At 33.6% G+C, this 16,455-nt stretch carries 15 protein-coding genes; 8 read left to right on the top strand and 7 right to left on the bottom strand.

The genetic code is table 11. The features are described from left to right. Window positions 1–2 precede the first annotated feature (2 nt). Together ACZ5CF_RS08040 and ACZ5CF_RS08035 are read left to right on the top strand one after the other, a co-directional pair. A complete protein-coding gene (locus tag ACZ5CF_RS08040; RefSeq protein WP_464578737.1) occupies window positions 3–953 on the top strand; it encodes a pyridoxal-phosphate dependent enzyme in 951 nt (316 codons plus the stop codon). Between the two features lie 51 nt (window positions 954–1,004). Beyond that, a complete protein-coding gene (locus ACZ5CF_RS08035; RefSeq protein WP_464578735.1) occupies window positions 1,005–1,391 on the top strand; it encodes a DoxX family protein in 387 nt (128 codons plus the stop codon). Here the strand turns inward: ACZ5CF_RS08035 and holA are convergent, their stop codons facing one another. After that, the gene (holA, locus tag ACZ5CF_RS08030; RefSeq protein ID WP_464578734.1) at window positions 1,392–2,396 is read right to left on the bottom strand and encodes a DNA polymerase III subunit delta; all 1,005 of its coding nucleotides are present in this window, start codon (window positions 2,394–2,396) and stop codon (window positions 1,392–1,394) included. A gap of 59 nt (window positions 2,397–2,455) precedes the next feature. On the opposite strand from holA, the gene ACZ5CF_RS08025 reads away from it, so the two are divergent. From ACZ5CF_RS08025 to ACZ5CF_RS08015, 3 genes are all read left to right on the top strand, one after another. After that, entirely contained in the window at window positions 2,456–2,914 is a 459-nt protein-coding gene (locus ACZ5CF_RS08025; RefSeq protein ID WP_464578733.1) for a type I restriction enzyme HsdR N-terminal domain-containing protein, read from the top strand. Next, window positions 2,914–3,915: a glycosyltransferase family 2 protein gene (locus ACZ5CF_RS08020; protein WP_464578731.1), complete on the top strand. Its 1,002-nt coding sequence runs from the start codon at window positions 2,914–2,916 to the stop codon at window positions 3,913–3,915. Before ACZ5CF_RS08025 ends, ACZ5CF_RS08020 begins: the two co-directional genes overlap by 1 nt. Window positions 3,916–3,993: 78 nt before the next feature. Then, window positions 3,994–4,854: an OmpA/MotB family protein gene (locus ACZ5CF_RS08015; RefSeq protein WP_464578729.1), complete on the top strand. Its 861-nt coding sequence runs from the start codon at window positions 3,994–3,996 to the stop codon at window positions 4,852–4,854. Window positions 4,855–4,911: 57 nt separating this feature from the next. Here ACZ5CF_RS08015 and ACZ5CF_RS08010 read toward each other — a convergent pair whose 3' ends face one another. Together ACZ5CF_RS08010 and ACZ5CF_RS08005 are read right to left on the bottom strand one after the other, a co-directional pair. Continuing rightward, window positions 4,912–5,535, bottom strand: coding sequence for an L-threonylcarbamoyladenylate synthase (locus ACZ5CF_RS08010; protein ID WP_464578728.1), 624 nt, complete (start codon window positions 5,533–5,535; stop codon window positions 4,912–4,914). Window positions 5,536–5,568: 33 nt separating this feature from the next. Next, entirely contained in the window at window positions 5,569–7,887 is a 2,319-nt protein-coding gene (locus tag ACZ5CF_RS08005) for an ATP-dependent helicase (protein WP_464578727.1), read from the bottom strand. Between the two features lie 144 nt (window positions 7,888–8,031). On the opposite strand from ACZ5CF_RS08005, the gene ACZ5CF_RS08000 reads away from it, so the two are divergent. Both ACZ5CF_RS08000 and ACZ5CF_RS07995 read left to right on the top strand, forming a co-directional pair. Beyond that, a complete protein-coding gene (locus ACZ5CF_RS08000) occupies window positions 8,032–9,315 on the top strand; it encodes an amidohydrolase (protein WP_464578725.1) in 1,284 nt (427 codons plus the stop codon). An 85-nt stretch (window positions 9,316–9,400) separates the two neighbouring features. Continuing rightward, entirely contained in the window at window positions 9,401–9,922 is a 522-nt protein-coding gene (locus tag ACZ5CF_RS07995; RefSeq protein ID WP_464578724.1) for a DUF7935 family protein, read from the top strand. A gap of 3 nt (window positions 9,923–9,925) precedes the next feature. Here ACZ5CF_RS07995 and ACZ5CF_RS07990 read toward each other — a convergent pair whose 3' ends face one another. From ACZ5CF_RS07990 to ACZ5CF_RS07975, 4 genes are read right to left on the bottom strand one after another with little or no spacing between them, the layout of a single operon-like run. Continuing rightward, the gene (locus ACZ5CF_RS07990) at window positions 9,926–10,846 is read right to left on the bottom strand and encodes a patatin-like phospholipase family protein (protein ID WP_464578723.1); all 921 of its coding nucleotides are present in this window, start codon (window positions 10,844–10,846) and stop codon (window positions 9,926–9,928) included. A 25-nt stretch (window positions 10,847–10,871) separates the two neighbouring features. Then, on the bottom strand, window positions 10,872–11,780 hold the full coding sequence (locus tag ACZ5CF_RS07985; protein WP_464578722.1) for a patatin-like phospholipase family protein: 909 nt from the start codon (window positions 11,778–11,780) through the stop codon (window positions 10,872–10,874). Window positions 11,781–11,782: 2 nt separating this feature from the next. Further along, a complete protein-coding gene (locus ACZ5CF_RS07980) occupies window positions 11,783–13,879 on the bottom strand; it encodes a M1 family metallopeptidase (protein WP_464578721.1) in 2,097 nt (698 codons plus the stop codon). Window positions 13,880–13,886: 7 nt separating this feature from the next. Then, a complete protein-coding gene (locus ACZ5CF_RS07975; protein ID WP_464578720.1) occupies window positions 13,887–14,231 on the bottom strand; it encodes a hypothetical protein in 345 nt (114 codons plus the stop codon). An 86-nt stretch (window positions 14,232–14,317) separates the two neighbouring features. Here ACZ5CF_RS07975 and recG point away from each other — a divergent pair, with 86 nt between their 5' ends. Next, complete coding sequence (gene recG, locus ACZ5CF_RS07970) at window positions 14,318–16,423, top strand: ATP-dependent DNA helicase RecG (RefSeq protein WP_464578719.1); 2,106 nt, start codon at window positions 14,318–14,320, stop codon at window positions 16,421–16,423. Window positions 16,424–16,455: the final 32 nt, after the last annotated feature.

The raw sequence follows: 16,455 nt of genomic DNA, 5'->3' as shown, positions 1-16,455 counted from the left end.
ATTTGAGCACCAACGTATCTAAAGCAACACTAAAAGAGGTTTACAATACCATAAAACCGTATGTTCATACAACTCCGGTTTTAACCTCTAACTTGGTGAATAAATGGGTTGGTGCTCAACTTTTTTTTAAATGTGAAAATTTTCAGCGGGCAGGCTCTTTTAAGATTAGAGGCGCAACCAATGCCATTTTAAATTTATCGCAAAAAGCACAGCAAAAAGGCGTTGTTACACATTCGTCCGGAAATTTTGCACAAGCTTTATCCTTAGCTGCTAAAAGTATTGGTGTTCCTGCATATATAGTAATGCCGGAAAATGCTCCAAGCGTAAAAATTGAAGCTGTTAAACAATACGGCGGACAGGTAACCTTGTGTAAACCAACGTTAACCGATAGAGAACAAACTGCCCAAGAGATTGTTCACAAAACCGGGGCTACTTTTATTCATCCGTCTAATGACACTAATGTAATTTTAGGTCAAAGTACAGCAGCTTTAGAGCTTTTAACAGCTGTTAAATCTCTTGATATTATAATAGCTCCCGTTGGTGGTGGTGGTTTGTTGGCCGGCACTGCTTTAGCTGCTCATTTTTTTGAACCTAATTCTATAGTTCTCGGAGCAGAACCCGAAAATGTAAACGATGCTTACCTATCTTTAAAAAAAGGAAAAATTGTTGCTAATAAAAACACTAATACAATAGCCGATGGGCTTAAAACTCAGTTAGGTTCTAACAACTTTCCTATTATTAAACAATATGTTTCTTCTATTATTTGTGTCTCTGAAGATGAAATTATAGCTGCCATGCGATTTATATACGAACGCATGAAAATTGTTATAGAACCTTCAAGCGCAGTAGCTTTAGCAGCTATTAAAAAACAATCAAAACACTTTGCAAACAAGAGCATCGGAGTAATTATATCTGGCGGAAATGTAGATTTAAGTAAATTGCCTTTTGCTTAAATTTCTATTATTTTTTTGTAGTTTGGTAGCTTAAATCATAAAAAAAACAATATGAAATCTTCCCAAACTCATTTAGGATTAGTATTACTGCGCGTTGGTTTTGCAGGGTTAATGCTAACACATGGTATTCCGAAGTTACAAAAATTATTAGCCGGAAACATTGAGTTCCCAGAGGTTTTTGGCCTCTCTCCTACTATCTCTTTAATTTTAGCTGTTATAGGAGAATTTGTTGCTCCTGTTTTAGTTTTAATAGGCTTTAAAACACGTTGGGCAGCAATCCCTACAATTATAACTATGCTTGTTGCTGCTTTTGTAATTCATGCAGACGATCCTTTTGGCAGAAAAGAATTTCCGTTACTTTACGCAATCGGATTTACAGCAATTTTATTGCTTGGATCTGGCAAATACAGTTTAGATAATTACTTAAGTAAAAAATAGTTAGTTAAAAATTTTAACTATTAACTCTTTTAATAATTCTCCCGAAGGGGTTGCGCTTGCGCCTACCCCTTTTCCTTTTGTATCTGTTTCTCTTAAATAACTTAAAATTTCGCTAACCCTTCTCATAGGATAGTTTTTAGCTGCAATTTGATATTCTATAACAAACCACGGGCTTATTTTTAAAGCTGCACTCACCGTTTTTTTAGAATGGTCATGTAAACCGTGGTAACGTAATAAGTTTGTAAAAAAACTATATAACGCACTAACAGTTAAAACAAGTGGGTTGTCTTTAGGGTTTTGTGCAAAATAATTAATAATTCTGGTGGCTTTAGCAAAGTCTCGTTGCGCAATGGCTTTCTGAAGCTCAAAATTGTTAAAGTCTTTACTTATACCAATATTTTTTTCAATAAGTTCTGGAGTGATTTCTACTTCGGGAGGAATAATCATCATTAATTTCTGTAGCTCATTTTCTATTTTCCCAAGGTCATTTCCTAAAAACTCGGCAAGCATCATACACGATTTATCACTAATACGGTATTTTTTATTAGCCACATAGCGTTTAATCCAATCCGGGATTTGGTTATCGTAAAGCTTTTTACTTTCAAAATAAACTCCTTTCTCTTTTACTGCTTTGTATAGTGCCTTACGCCCATCAATTTTTTTATACTTGTAGCAAATAACTAAAACAGTAGTAGGCTGAGGGTTGTTAACATACGGAGCTAACTGCTCTATTGTTTTAACTAAGGCTTGCGCTTCTTTTACAATTACCACTTGGCGCTCTGCCATCATCGGAAAGCGTTTGGCCTGATTTATAATTTCGGCTACCGATACATCATGCCCATAAAGCACTAACTGATTAAATTCTCTTTCGTGTTCCGGTAAAACATTTTCGGCAATAAAATCTGTAATCTTATCTATATAGTAAGGTTCTTCTCCGGCTAAAAAATAAACAGGCTTTATATTGTTGTTTGTAATATCAGAAATTAGTTGTTTTGCTTGCTCCATGTAGTGCTTATAGTAAAAGTTTTGAGGTTTGTTTGGTGTAATTTGTTAATTTTGAAAACATGCAACAGCTAAACTTTAAGCCATACACGTTTCGCATCAAAAATAGCGAAAATAAACACTATATTTTTGATGAAATTCGTAAAAAATTTGTGGTTTTACAACCCGAAGAATGGGTTAGACAGCATGTTATTAAATTTTTACTTCAAGAAAAAAAATATCCAAAAAGTCTTATTAATGTAGAAAAAATGTTGCGTGTAAATAACCAACTAAAACGATACGATGTTGTTGTGTACAATCCTAACGGAAGTATTTTTTTGTTGGTAGAATGTAAACGCCCATCTGTTACAATAACTCAAGATAGTTTTGACCAAATTGCTCGGTATAATTTAACCCTAAAAGCACAATATTTAATGGTTACAAATGGGCTACATCACTATTATTGTCAGCTACAATATCAAAAACAACAATACTTATTCTTAAAAAGCATTCCGCAATACTTACAACAACCTAATCACTAATGAAATTAGCCATAGTTATACTTAATTGGAACGGAAAAAAACTTTTAGAACAGTTTTTACCATCTGTTGTAGCGTATTCTGAAGAAGCCGATTTGTATGTGGCCGATAATGCATCAACAGATGATTCTATTGCTTTTATAGAAAAAACATATCCGCAAATAACTATCATAAAAAATAAAACTAACGGAGGTTATGCTAAGGGTTATAACGATGCTTTACAACACGTTAATGCCGATGTGTTTTGTTTGTTAAACTCTGATGTAGAAGTAACAAAAAACTGGCTTAAGCCAATAATTACTCTTTTCTCCGAAAACCAAAATGCTAGTATTGTGCAACCCAAAATATGCTCGTATAAACAAAAAGATACCTTTGAGTATGCAGGTGCCGGAGGTGGTTTTATAGATAAGTATGGTTTTCCGTTTTGTAGAGGACGTATTTTTGATACATTAGAAAAAGACACCGGGCAATACAACAATACTTGCCGTATTTTTTGGGCTAGTGGCGCTTGCCTTTTTGTTAGAAAAGATGTGTTTACTGCTTTAAGAGGTTTTGATGAAGACTTTTTTGCCCATTTTGAGGAAATAGATTTATGTTGGAGAGCTCAACAAGAAGGTTTTGAGGTTTGGTATGTTGGTAACAGCACTGTATATCATTTAGGAGGTGGAACGTTAAACAACACAAGCCCTCAGAAAACTTACTTAAATTTTAGAAACTCTTTGTATTGCTTAACAAAAAATCTTCCAAAAAATAAGTTGCTTACTGTACTTTTTACAAGGCTTGTTTTAGACGGTGTTGCGGCTCTCAGATTTGTAATACAACTAAAGTTTGCGCATATGTGGGCAATTTTAAAATCACACGTATTATTTTATAAAAACCTCAAAAACAACCTGAAAAAACGAAAAAAACCTATAACTTTTAAGAAATATTACTTTATAAAATCCATTGTGTACGAATATTTCGTAAGTAATAAAAAAAGCTTTATGCATTTAATAAAACATTAACTAAAATGCATATACTCTAATTAGCTTTTTGTATAAATTTGAATTGTTAAAAAATAACCTAAACATTGAATATTGATTATGAAAAAAATTGCCTTATTAAGTCTAGGAACTGTTTTATTGCTGGGTTCGTGTGTTTCTCAAAAAAAGTATGCCGAATTAGAGGCTAAACATAAAGAAACCCAAGATTTACTTAACTCAGCAACTGTAAAATTAAATAGCTGTTTAGAAGAAAAAGCAGCTTTAACTGCAAAAAATCAATCTTTAGAAAGCCAAGTAGCTTCATTAAATGCTACCAATGGTGAGTTAATTAAACAAATCGGGAACTTTACCGATCTTACTAAAAAAGGTGCAGAAAACTTAGAAAAATCTCTTGAGAGCTTAAAAGAGAAAGATTTAACCATTAGAAAGCTTCGTGATGCTGTTACCAGAAGAGACTCTGTTAACTTAGCTTTAGTTCAGAGCTTAAAAGGAGCTTTGGGTAACTTAGATGATGAAGACATTGAAATTAATGTAGAAAAAGGTGTGGTTTATGTATCTATCTCAGATAAACTTTTATTTGCTAGCGGAAGCCATAAAGTTACCGATAGAGCTAAACAAGTGTTAGGTAAAGTAGCTACTGTGGTTAAAAACAAGCCTGATTTTGAGTTTATGGTAGAAGGTCATACAGATAATGTGCCAATTAGCACTTCATGTATAAAAGACAACTGGGATTTAAGTGTTTTAAGAGCTACCTCTGTTGTTAGAATTTTACAAAATGATTTTGGTGTATCGCCAGCTCGTATGACTGCTGCCGGACGTAGCGAGTATGTTCCTGTTGCAGACAACACTAGTAAAGAGAATAGAGCTAAAAACCGTAGAACAAGAATTGTTGTTTTACCTAAGTTAGACCAGTTCTATAGTATGATAGAAGAAGGCATGAAAGATCCTAATATTAATTAAGCTACGCTTAAAATATAAAAAGCCACGCAATAGCGTGGCTTTTTTGTTTTAGTTTATTTATAAAATAATATCAATATCTCCTTTTCCTTCTCTAATTACTTTAGGCTCAAATTCTGATAAATCTATTACTGTAGAGGCCACATTACCTCCGTACCCTCCATCAATTACAACATCTACAATATTACTCCATTTCTCATAAATTAGCTCCGGGTCTGTAGTATATTCTATAACCTCATCTTCATCGTAAATAGATGTAGATACAATTGGGTTGCCCAACTCTTGTACCAGAGTACGCGCTATATTATTGTCGGGAACTCTTATACCAACTGTTTTTTTCTTTTTAAACTCTTTTGGTAAGTTGTTTCCTCCGGGTAAAATAAAAGTGTATGGCCCGGGCAAACCTCTTTTTAGAATTTTAAAAGTAGCTGTATCTATTTGTTTAACGTAGTCTGATAAATTGCTTAAATCTGCACAAATAAAAGAGAAATTAGCTTTCTCTAACTTCACACCTTTTATTCTGGCTATACGCTCTAAAGCTTTTGTATTAGTGATGTCGCACCCTAAACCATAAACCGTGTCTGTTGGATAAATTACCAAACCTCCTTGCTTTAGTACTTTTACAACCTTGGCTATTTCTCTTGGATTTGGGTTTTCTTCGTATATTTTAATTAACTCTGCCACTTTGTTTTCTTGTTTTGTAATACTTGTTTAAAATTAGTTGATTACTTCTAGTTTTGCAAAACGTAGTAGCAGTCTTTTAACCTCACCGTTTTCAAACTTAATTTCGGCTTTTTTATCGCTTCCAACCCCCTCAATTTTAAGCACCTCTCCCCTTCCAAATCTGGTATGCGAAACTTTATTGCCAACTTCAAGTTTTACTGCATCATTTGTACTACTTGGAGTATCTAATCCGGGTTTTAATTTTCTAAGTTTTCTAAGCTGCTCTGATGTTGGTTTTTTTATGCGAGGAGGCTCGCTATTTGTTGGTTTCTTTAAACGAAGTTTACTTTTATCAACATCACCAAAAATATCGGTATCTACTAAAGGTTTGTACCTGTATGAGCTAATTGGAACGTTTAGCTCTAAATATTTATCATCTATCTCTTCTATAAACCTACTTGGTTCTGCATCTATAAGTTTTCCCCATCTGTAACGACTTTCTGTGTAGGTTAAATAAGCTTGTTTTTCTGCTCTGGTTAAGGCTACGTAAAAAAGTCTTCGCTCTTCTTCTAACTCAGTTCTGGTATTTAAACTTAATGCAGACGGAAATAAATCTTCTTCTAACCCTACAATATAAACGTACGGAAACTCTAACCCCTTTGCTAAATGGATAGTCATTAATGCCACTCTATCATCATCTCCGGTATCATTATCAAAATCTGTAGCTAAGGCAACGTCTTCTAAAAATTCTGCTAAAGATCCGGTGCTATCTGCCAATTCTTTTTGTCCTTCAACAAAATCTTTTATACCGTTTAATAACTCTTCTATATTTTCCATTTTGGCAATTCCTTCGGGAGTGCCATCTTTTTTAAACTCTAATAAAAGTCCGGTTTTTTTGGCTACGTGCTCTGCAATGGTAAAAGCGTCTGCATTTTGGTTTAAAACTTGAAAACTTTTAATCATGGTTACAAAGTCTTCAAGCTTTCTTTTTGTGCCGGCATTTATTTTTAAGTCTATTTTATCTAAATGCTCCATTATTTCAAAAACAGAGCGCTTGTAGTGGTTTGCCGCCACCGTGAGCTTATCTATTGTAGTAGCCCCAATTCCTCTTGCCGGGAAGTTTATAATTCGTTTTAGCGATTCTTCGTCTTTGGGGTTTAAAACTAATCGTAAATACGCCAAAACATCTTTAATTTCTTTACGTTGATAGAATGATATACCACCGTAAATTCTATACGGAATATCGCGTTTTCTTAGGGCGTCTTCTATTGCTCTAGATTGTGCATTTGTTCTATATAATACAGCAAAATCATTATTGTTTAATTGATGCTGCATTTTGTTTTCAAAAATAGAGCTTGCTACAAATCTCCCCTCTTCTGCATCGGTAAGGAGTTTATGAACTTTTATTTTATTGCCATCTTCGTTGGCTGTCCAAACAACTTTCTCTAATCGGTTTTTATTTTTTTCTATAACCGAGTTGGCTGCATTAACAATGTTTTTGGTAGACCTGTAGTTTTGTTCTAACCTGTAAACGGCTACGTTTTCGTAATCTCGCTGAAAATTTAATATGTTGTTAATGTTAGCCCCTCTAAACGCATAAATACTTTGGGCATCATCACCAACCACGCATATATTTTGATGAAAATCTGATAGTGCTTTTACTATTAAATACTGCGAGTGATTGGTGTCTTGATACTCGTCTACTAAAATATACTTAAACCGTTGCTGGTATTTTTTTAAAACATCAGGATATACGTTTAAAAGCTCATTGGTTTTTAAAAGCAAGTCATCAAAATCCATAGCACCGGCCTTAAAGCATCTGTTTACGTATTCCTCGTAAATTTCTCCCATTCGTGGCCGCTTTGCTATTTCATCTGCCTCAACCAGCTCAGGATTATTATAATATGCTTTTACGGTAATAAGGCTATTTTTAAAAGATGATATCCTGTTTTGAATTTGTTTGTATTTATAAACGTCTTTGTCTAACCCTTTTTCTTTAATTATGGCTCTAATTAAACTTTGTGAATCTTGCGTATCGTAAATAGTAAAATTGCTTGGGTAACCTAATTTATCGGCTTCAATTCGTAATATTTTTGCAAAAACAGAGTGAAAAGTACCCATCCAAAGATTCTTAGCTTCATTACTGCCAACAATCTGGGCAATTCTGTTTTTCATTTCGCGAGCAGCCTTATTGGTAAAAGTTAATGCAAGAATATTAAACGGATCTACACCTTGTTGCATTAAATGGGCAATCCTATATGTAAGCACTCTTGTTTTACCAGAACCTGCCCCGGCAATAACCATTAACGGTCCGTCTTTATGCAATACGGGGGCTCTTTGAGCTTCATTCAGTTCATCTAAAAACGTTTCCAAACAACTGTATTTTTAAGGGTTTTTACAAAGGGTAAATTTAGCTGATATAAGGCGTAATTTAAAAACAAGTTGTGAATAATTATAACAAGCCATACATGCTTTTTGATGCAATTATAAATATATTTAGCTAAAATTATGTTTACTATGTTACATTCAAAAAAATTAATTGGAATTTTTGCTTTGTTTACAAGCTTTCTGGCTGTATCACAAAACAATATTGATAAAGATATTGCTGCCATAGAAGATAAGGTTATAACATGGCGACGTTATTTTCACGAAAATCCTGAGCTCTCAAACAGAGAGTTTAATACTGCCAAAAAAATTGCAGAACACTTACAAAGTTTAGGGATTGAAGTTACAACAGGAGTGGCTAAAACCGGAGTAGTAGGAATTTTAAAAGGAAAAAAACCGGGAAAAGTAATTGCTTTAAGAGCAGATATAGATGCGCTACCGGTTACTGAACGTACCAATGTGCCTTTTAAATCTACCGTAAAAACCACTTTTAGAGGTGTAGAAACCGGTGTTATGCATGCCTGTGGGCACGATACTCATATAGCAATATTAATGGGGGTTGCAGAGGTGTTAGCAAAAAATAATGATTTTGCCGGAACCGTAAAATTTATCTTTCAACCGGCCGAAGAAGGAGCTCCTCCCGGAGAAGAGGGCGGTGCAGAGCTAATGGTTAAAGAAGGGGTATTAAAAAACCCTGATGTAGATGCTATTTTTGGTTTACACATTTCTGCACAAACCGATGTTGGAAAAATTTTATACAAACCCGGGGGTATTATGGCTGCCTCACAAAGTTTTGAAATTCATGTAAAAGGCAAACAAAGTCATGGCTCAACCCCCTGGACCAGCATTGATCCTATTATGGCTGCTGTTAAAATTATAGACGGACTGCAAACTATTATTAGCAGAGAGGCTCAACTTACCAAAGAGGCAGCCGTACTTTCTATCGGGAAAATTAGTAGTGGTGTTAGAAGCAACATTATACCGGAAGAAGCTCATATAGTTGGTACACTTAGAACGTTAGATTACAACATGCAAGCGTTTATAAATAAACGTATGAAAGAAATGGTTCCTGCCATTGCTAAAGCCTACAGAGCCCAAGCAACCATTAAAATTGCTAAAGGTTACCCCATAACCTATAACGACCCTGATTTAACAGCTGCTATTGTTCCAACTTTGCAAAAAGTTGCAGGCGAAGAAAATGTTATTTTAACTGATGCTATTACCGGTGCCGAAGATTTTTCGTTTTTTCAGCAACAAGTCCCGGGATTTTATTTCTTTTTAGGAGGAAAACCGTTAAATGTTCCTGTTGAAGAATCTGCACCACACCATACTCCTGATTTTTATATTGATGAAAGTGGGTTGTTATTGGGGGTAAAAACTTTTACACAAATTGTTTTTGATTATTTAGGTACTTAAAAATTTAATTAACATTCAATACAATAAAATTAGAGTTCTGGCATTAATGCAATACAACTTAAACTAACTAACAAAAACATTAACCATGACCGGAGATCGCGTACTTGAGTATTTTCTTTTTTTATTACCGGCTGTTGTAGCCGGTATGATTGCTTATTACTTTTTTAGATTACATACCAAAAACGAAGATGGTAGAAGACGTTTTTTATTACAAAAAGATGCTCAAAAACATGCCATGCCAATTAGGTTACAGGCTTACGAAAGAATGGCGCTTTTTTTAGAGCGCATAGTGCCTTCTAATTTATTAATACGCGTTAGCCCAACCTCATCAGATGTGGTACAGTACGAGACTCTACTAATTAAAACTATAGAAAATGAGTTTGAACACAACGTATCACAACAAATTTATATGAGTGATGAGTGTTGGAATATTATTAAAGCTGCAAAAAATGCAAGTATTCAGCTTATTCGTAAAGCTGCTATGAGCAATAAAGTAGATTCTGCCGATAAACTTAGAGAAACTATTTTAAATGATATGTTAGATAAACAAGCTCCTTCTGCAGCTGCACTTTCTTTTGTAAAAAAAGAAGTTAGCGAGTTGTGGTAAAACTTATACTGCTTTATTTATTTTTTTAGCAGCCGCATTATCGGCTGCTATTTTTTTGGCAGCATATTCATAGCCCTGCTCCCACCAGCTAGCCATTTGTTTTTTATTAAATACTAATGAGTTTTCGGTTAGTTTAGTTGGTGTATAAAATAGGTTTAGCTTTACATTTTTGTTTATTGCAGCTAATTTTCCGGCAATAATATCATGACGCTCTACTTGGTCTAGCAAAAAACCAAATAAATTAACCATTAAAGAAAATGGGTTTCTTCCCAAAACCTTATCATACTCCATGTTTTCTGCTTCTAAAATAATGGCATCTACCTCTGTTGCGCCGAGCCTTATAGCCTCTCTTATAGGCACAACACATCCTAATCCTCCATCTGCATATTCATAACCGTTTACTTTAGCTAAAGACATAAAAGGCACATAATTGCAAGAAATCCATATCCAATCGCAAAATTCATCATGTGTAAAATCATTTATTGATTTATACTCTACCCTATTTTTAGATAGATTAGATACCGTTACTATTACTTCTTTATTTTTTTGTTTAATGCTCTCAAATTCTTCTTTAGTGAATTGTTTATTTATGTTTTTTCTGAGGTTTTTGCTTTCTCCAAAAGTTCTTTTTCCTTTTATAAGCTGCCAAATAACATTTAAATGATTCATGGCAACATATTCTCTATCTCCCTTTCTTCTTACAATAAATGGATTGTTGCTAAATATTTTTCGCTGACTTACAGTAGTGTAAATATTATACACTTTTTTTATTTGGTTGTTGGCTAAATGAGGTATTAATAAGCTTCCCGTAGACGTGCCTAAATACAATTGATAGTCTCTTTTTTGATGCTCTATTAAGTATTGAGCAACACCTCCGGCAAAGGCACCTTTGCTGCCTCCACCACTAATTACCAGTGCCTTCATAGCGTTAGTTTTAAGAGTGTAGATGTTAATTTTCTACATTAATTTCATTGAGTTCTTCGCTTTTGTTTTGAGCGTAGGCGAAACCTGTTTCCCACCACTGGGTCATTTTCTCTTTATTAAAGATAAGCGAATTTGTTGTAAGTACCGTAGGTGTGTAGTAAAAATTAATAATTGCATTATGATGTGTAGCAACAAATTTTCCAATTCTAATGTTTTGATGCTCAATCCTGTCTAACATAAAATTAAACATGTTAGTTAGTAACGAAAATGCATTTTTAGAAGGCATTCTGTTTATGTGGGTAACCTCTGTTTGTAAAATAATGGCATCTACCTCTGTTGCACCACGTTTAATAGCTTCTTCTATAGGTACCATAGTGCCTAACCCTCCGTCTGCATATTCGCATCCATTTTTTCTAACTAAGGTCATAAAAGGTATGTAATTGCAAGAAATCCATATCCAATCTATAAACTCCTCGTACGTATAATCTTTTAATGATTTATATTCTATTTGATTTAAACTTAAATTAGATACGGTAACAACAATTTCTTTAGGGCTATCTTTTAATGTGAAGAATTCTTGCTCGGTAAATGTTTTTTTAATTAATAATTTTAGGTTATGGCTCTCTCCAAACGTTTTGCTTCCTCTTAAAAAGTTTTTTAGTACGTTTAAATGATTAATACCAATGTTTTCTACTCCATATTTTTTTTTAATTACAAACGGACAATTACTAAATATACTGTGCTGATTTACAGAAGTGTAAACCTCTTTTATTTTGTTGATTTTTTGTAATGCTAAGTGAGAAATTAATAAGCTTCCTGTAGAGGTTCCTAAAAACAAGTCGTAATCTCTGTTAAGGTTTTCTATTAAGTACTGTGCAACGCCACCTGCAAAAGCGCCTTTGCTGCCACCCCCAGAAATTACTAATGCCCGCATAATTAGTTAAAGTATTGCTTTAAGATGTTTTGTTGAGATACACTAAGTTCGGAAAAAATATTTTTATATCTGTTCAAATATTCTTCATCTTGTAAAAGCGTAGTTAACATTTGTTTTGACGATTTAGAAAATTGCCAAACCCAATGTTCACAAGCCTGTAACAAATCTTTTAGATTAGTATCTGTAAACGCGTTTAACTTGTAAAGATAATTAAAGGCAAGCTCTCTTACTTCAAAATGATAATAACTTGAGGTATACTCAGAGAGTTCTTTAAAATATGTTTGCTTTTTATCTGTGTTATAATCTGGTGTTATTAATGCCAATGTTAGCCACAATAAACGTACATTTTTATTAGGAAGGCCAATAGTGTGTTGTGTTTGGTTTAAGTATATAACTCTATCTTCAGGAAAAAAATACCATAAATTAAAAAGAGCGTTTTCTTGTGTTACATAACTTGCATCGGTTAAAAGCGCCTCTATTAAAGGTTTGTGTTCTTTAAAAAATGTGTTTGCTGCTACTGCTATAGTTTGCCTGGTTTTTAACGTGTTGCTTTCTAGCCCCTTTTTAATGATTTGTGTTTGAATTTGTTTTGGCAAACTATCTAATCTTGCTGCAATAGTTTGCAATAGTGGTACATAGCTCTCATTACTAAACAACTCTTTTTTTGCAAGTTGATTTAAATTATTCCAAAAATCAGTAACTCCTATTTTATTTAGCAATAAAATATTAGCTACAACTTTATTCTTTTGTAAACTTTTAAACAGTTCTTCTTTAGGCAGTTTAGTTTGCTGTAACCAACTTGTTCTAAATGCTTGTAAATTAACGTGTGTTACTTTCTGTACATGCTGTAAAAAGTTAGCAACTGTAACATTTTTGAAAGCATACTCCTTTAAAAAAGAACTTACTGCTTTTTTAAAACCCTCATCTCCTACTAACTCACGCAATACATGAAAAGCTAAAGCTCCTTTTTGATAAAATGTTAAACTACTTGCCTTTGGGTTTAAAAGACTTTCTGGTGCTTGTTGCTGCTCAAAATCTAAAAGGTTGTTAGCATATTGCAACAATGTAGTATAGTAATAATCTTCGCCAAAAATCTCTCGCTCTGCAAGTAATGCATAATAGGTTGCAAAGCCTTCATGAAGCCAATGATGCTCTGCACTTACCTCTGTAATTAAATTGCCAAACCATTGGTGGGCTAATTCGTGTGCATTTACATTTAAGTAGCTTTTATCGTTAAAACCAATAGAATCTACCATATAGCTATCAGAAAAAATAGTAGCTGTTGTGTTTTCCATTCCGGCATATAAAAAATCTTTTACCGGTATTTGTTTATAATTACTCCAAGGGTAAGCAATTCCTGTTTCTTGCTCTAAAAAATCAAAAATTTGTGTAGTGTATTTATAAGTATAATCTGCTTTTAATGAATCTTTTGGATAATAATAAAGCAAAATAGGCACTCCTGATTTAGTTTTTTTTACCTTTTTTTTATACTTGCCAATAGCTAAGGCAACTAAATAACTGCTCATTGGATGTTTCATGGTATAGTGCCATGTTTTTGTACTATCTGTAGTTGATGCATTACTTAACTGTCCATTAGAAATTACTTCAAACCCTTTTTTAAATGTAATACTGGTATTAAATATTATTTTATCGTTCATATTATCAATACTGGGCAACCAATTGCTTGTATATTTTCCTTGCCCTTGTGTAAAAACTTGTTGTACGTATGAGGGTTCATTCCAACCTATAAAATACATAGCTTTTTTGGGGTACGCTTCGTAAAAAAAAGAGACAGAATACTCCTTATTTGGTTTAAAAGCGTGTACAAACCATATTTTAGAGTTTGTTGCTGATATTAAAATTTGCGAATCTTTTTCATTTAAAGGTTTTACTTTCATTGCTTTGGCATCTAAAAAAACAGAATCTGATGCCTTTAGCATATAAAAACTTACCGTTACTTTTCCTGAAACTTTTTCTTGATAAGGATTAATTGTTAAATGAGAAGTGATTGATTTAAAATCTACAATATCAGATTGTTGCGCAACAATGCTATTAAAAAGCAAACAAAAAAGTAGTGTAAAAAAACGTAGCCTGCTCATGCTTAATTTATTGTAAAAGAGATAAGTACTCATCCATTATATAGCTGCAGTCTTTATACTTTTTAAGCCTGTTATTTACAGAATAACGATAGGTGTTAATTATATTTTTAAATCGTTTAGAGAAATATACATTATTATCTTGCACCGTACCCTTAAGCAAGTTAAAAACTAAACTATTTACTTTATCTGCATTTGTTTCTTGCTCAAGTAAACTTATTAAAGAATCAACCTTTTTTAAGTTTTGTTCCAGAAAAAGTATTCCGCTGTTTATGGTTTCTTTATTAAACTCCGTTTCTTCTTTTAACAATATAAAGTGGTTTTGCACTACTTTTTCTTGTTCATTTTTAACCATCCCTTCCCTTTTTAACTTCTAAAATACAATATTTAGTAACTTAATTTACTTTGTAAGATTTACTAAGGTAACTTATATTCGCTGTTATGAACGATGCTATTTTACAAACACCAATAGAATACCTAAAAGGTGTTGGTCCTAACCGAGCTAAATTACTTCGTTCAGAGTTGGGCATAGAAACCTATCAAGACTTATTAAACTTATTCCCGAACCGGTATATAGATAAAACCCGTTACTATAAAATAAATCAGTTACAGCCTAACAATGCCGATGTACAAATTATTGGCAAAATCATACATATTAAAACAGTAGAACAAAAAAGAGGCAAACGTTTGGTTGCTACTTTTGTAGATGAAACCGGGCAAATGGAGTTGGTTTGGTTTAGAGGGCATAAATGGATTAAAGAAAACCTTAAATTAAACCAGCCTTACGTTATTTTTGGAAAATGCAATTTGTACGGAGCTACTTTTTCTATGCCACACCCCGAAATGGAGCTGTTAGAAGAGCATAAAAAAAGCCTCAGAACAGCCATGCAACCTGTTTACCCCTCTACAGAAAAACTATCAAGTAATAATATTACAAATAGGGTTATTAGTAAGCTAATACAGCAATTATTTTTAGAAACCAAAGCAAATTTCTCTGAGACCTTATCGCCATCACTAATAAAAGAGCTTCAGCTTATTTCTAAAAAGAAAGCCGTTTTTAATATTCACTTTCCGGAAAGTGCAGAATTGTTGGCAAAAGCACAATTTAGATTAAAATTTGAAGAACTCTTTTACATACAGCTTCAGCTTGTTTCTAAAAACATCATCAGGAAAAAGAAAATTAAAGGGTTACCTTTTGAAAAAGTGGGCGCCCTTTTTAACGAGTTTTACAATAACCATTTGCCTTTTAAACTAACCAATGCACAAAAAAGAGTTTTAAAAGAAATCAGAAAAGATGTTGGTAGTAAAGCTCAAATGAACAGACTCTTACAGGGTGATGTTGGTAGTGGGAAAACTATTGTAGCATTAATGAGTATGTTGCTTGCTTTAGATAATAATTTTCAAGCATGTATAATGGCTCCTACCGAAATTTTAGCCACACAACATTACAATAGTATTAAAGAGCTAATAACTAAACTGCCAATAAATGTAGCATTACTTACAGGCTCTACCCCTACATCAGAACGTAAAATAATACACGAACAATTATTAAGTGGTGAGTTGCATATTTTAATAGGCACTCACGCTTTAATTGAAGATACTGTACAGTTTAAAAATCTCGGACTCGCAATTATTGATGAGCAACACAGATTTGGCGTAGCCCAACGAGCAAAATTGTGGAAAAAAAACACCATCCCTCCGCACGTGCTGGTTATGACTGCCACCCCTATTCCCAGAACCTTAGCCATGAGCTTATACGGAGATTTAGATGTGTCTGTAATAGATGAGCTGCCTCCCGGTAGAAAACCTGTAAAAACGGTGCATAGGTACGACACCAATAGGCTTAAAGTATTTAAGTTTTTAAAAGACGAAATTGCTAAAGGAAGACAAGTTTACGTTGTTTACCCATTAATTCAGGAATCATCTGCATTAGATTATAAAGATTTAATGGATGGCTATGAAAGTATAGAAAGAGAGTTCCCTAAACCACAGTATCAAATTTCTATTGTACATGGCAAAATGAAAGCTGCAGATAAAGATTATGAAATGGAACGATTTGCCAGAGGAGAGACACAAATTATGGTCGCCACAACTGTAATAGAAGTTGGTGTTAATGTGCCTAACGCCAGTGTAATGGTAATTGAAAGTGCAGAACGATTTGGGCTCTCACAACTACACCAATTAAGAGGTCGTGTTGGTAGAGGAGCAGAACAAAGCTATTGTATTTTAATGACCAGCCATAAACTCACCAACGAAGCAAAAACACGCTTAGAAACCATGGTTAAAACTAATGATGGTTTTGAAATTGCCGAAGTAGATTTAAAACTTAGAGGTCCAGGCGATTTGATGGGAACACAACAAAGCGGTATTTTAAATTTAAAAATAGCCGATATTGTTAAAGACAATAAAATTTTACAATTAGCAAGACATCATGCTATTAGAATCTTAAAAACAGATCCTTTACTTAAAAGTGCTGAGAATTTAACCATTAAAAAAGCTTACCAGCAGCTAACCAAACACAAAAACATGTGGAACTATATTAGCTAAAAAAAAGCCCGAAAAAAATCGGGCGTTGTCAT

The sequence above is a fragment of the Lutaonella thermophila genome (assembly GCF_055387725.1).
The sequence above is the reverse complement of the archived record's forward strand: the minus strand, read 5'-3'. Positions and strand labels throughout refer to the sequence as shown.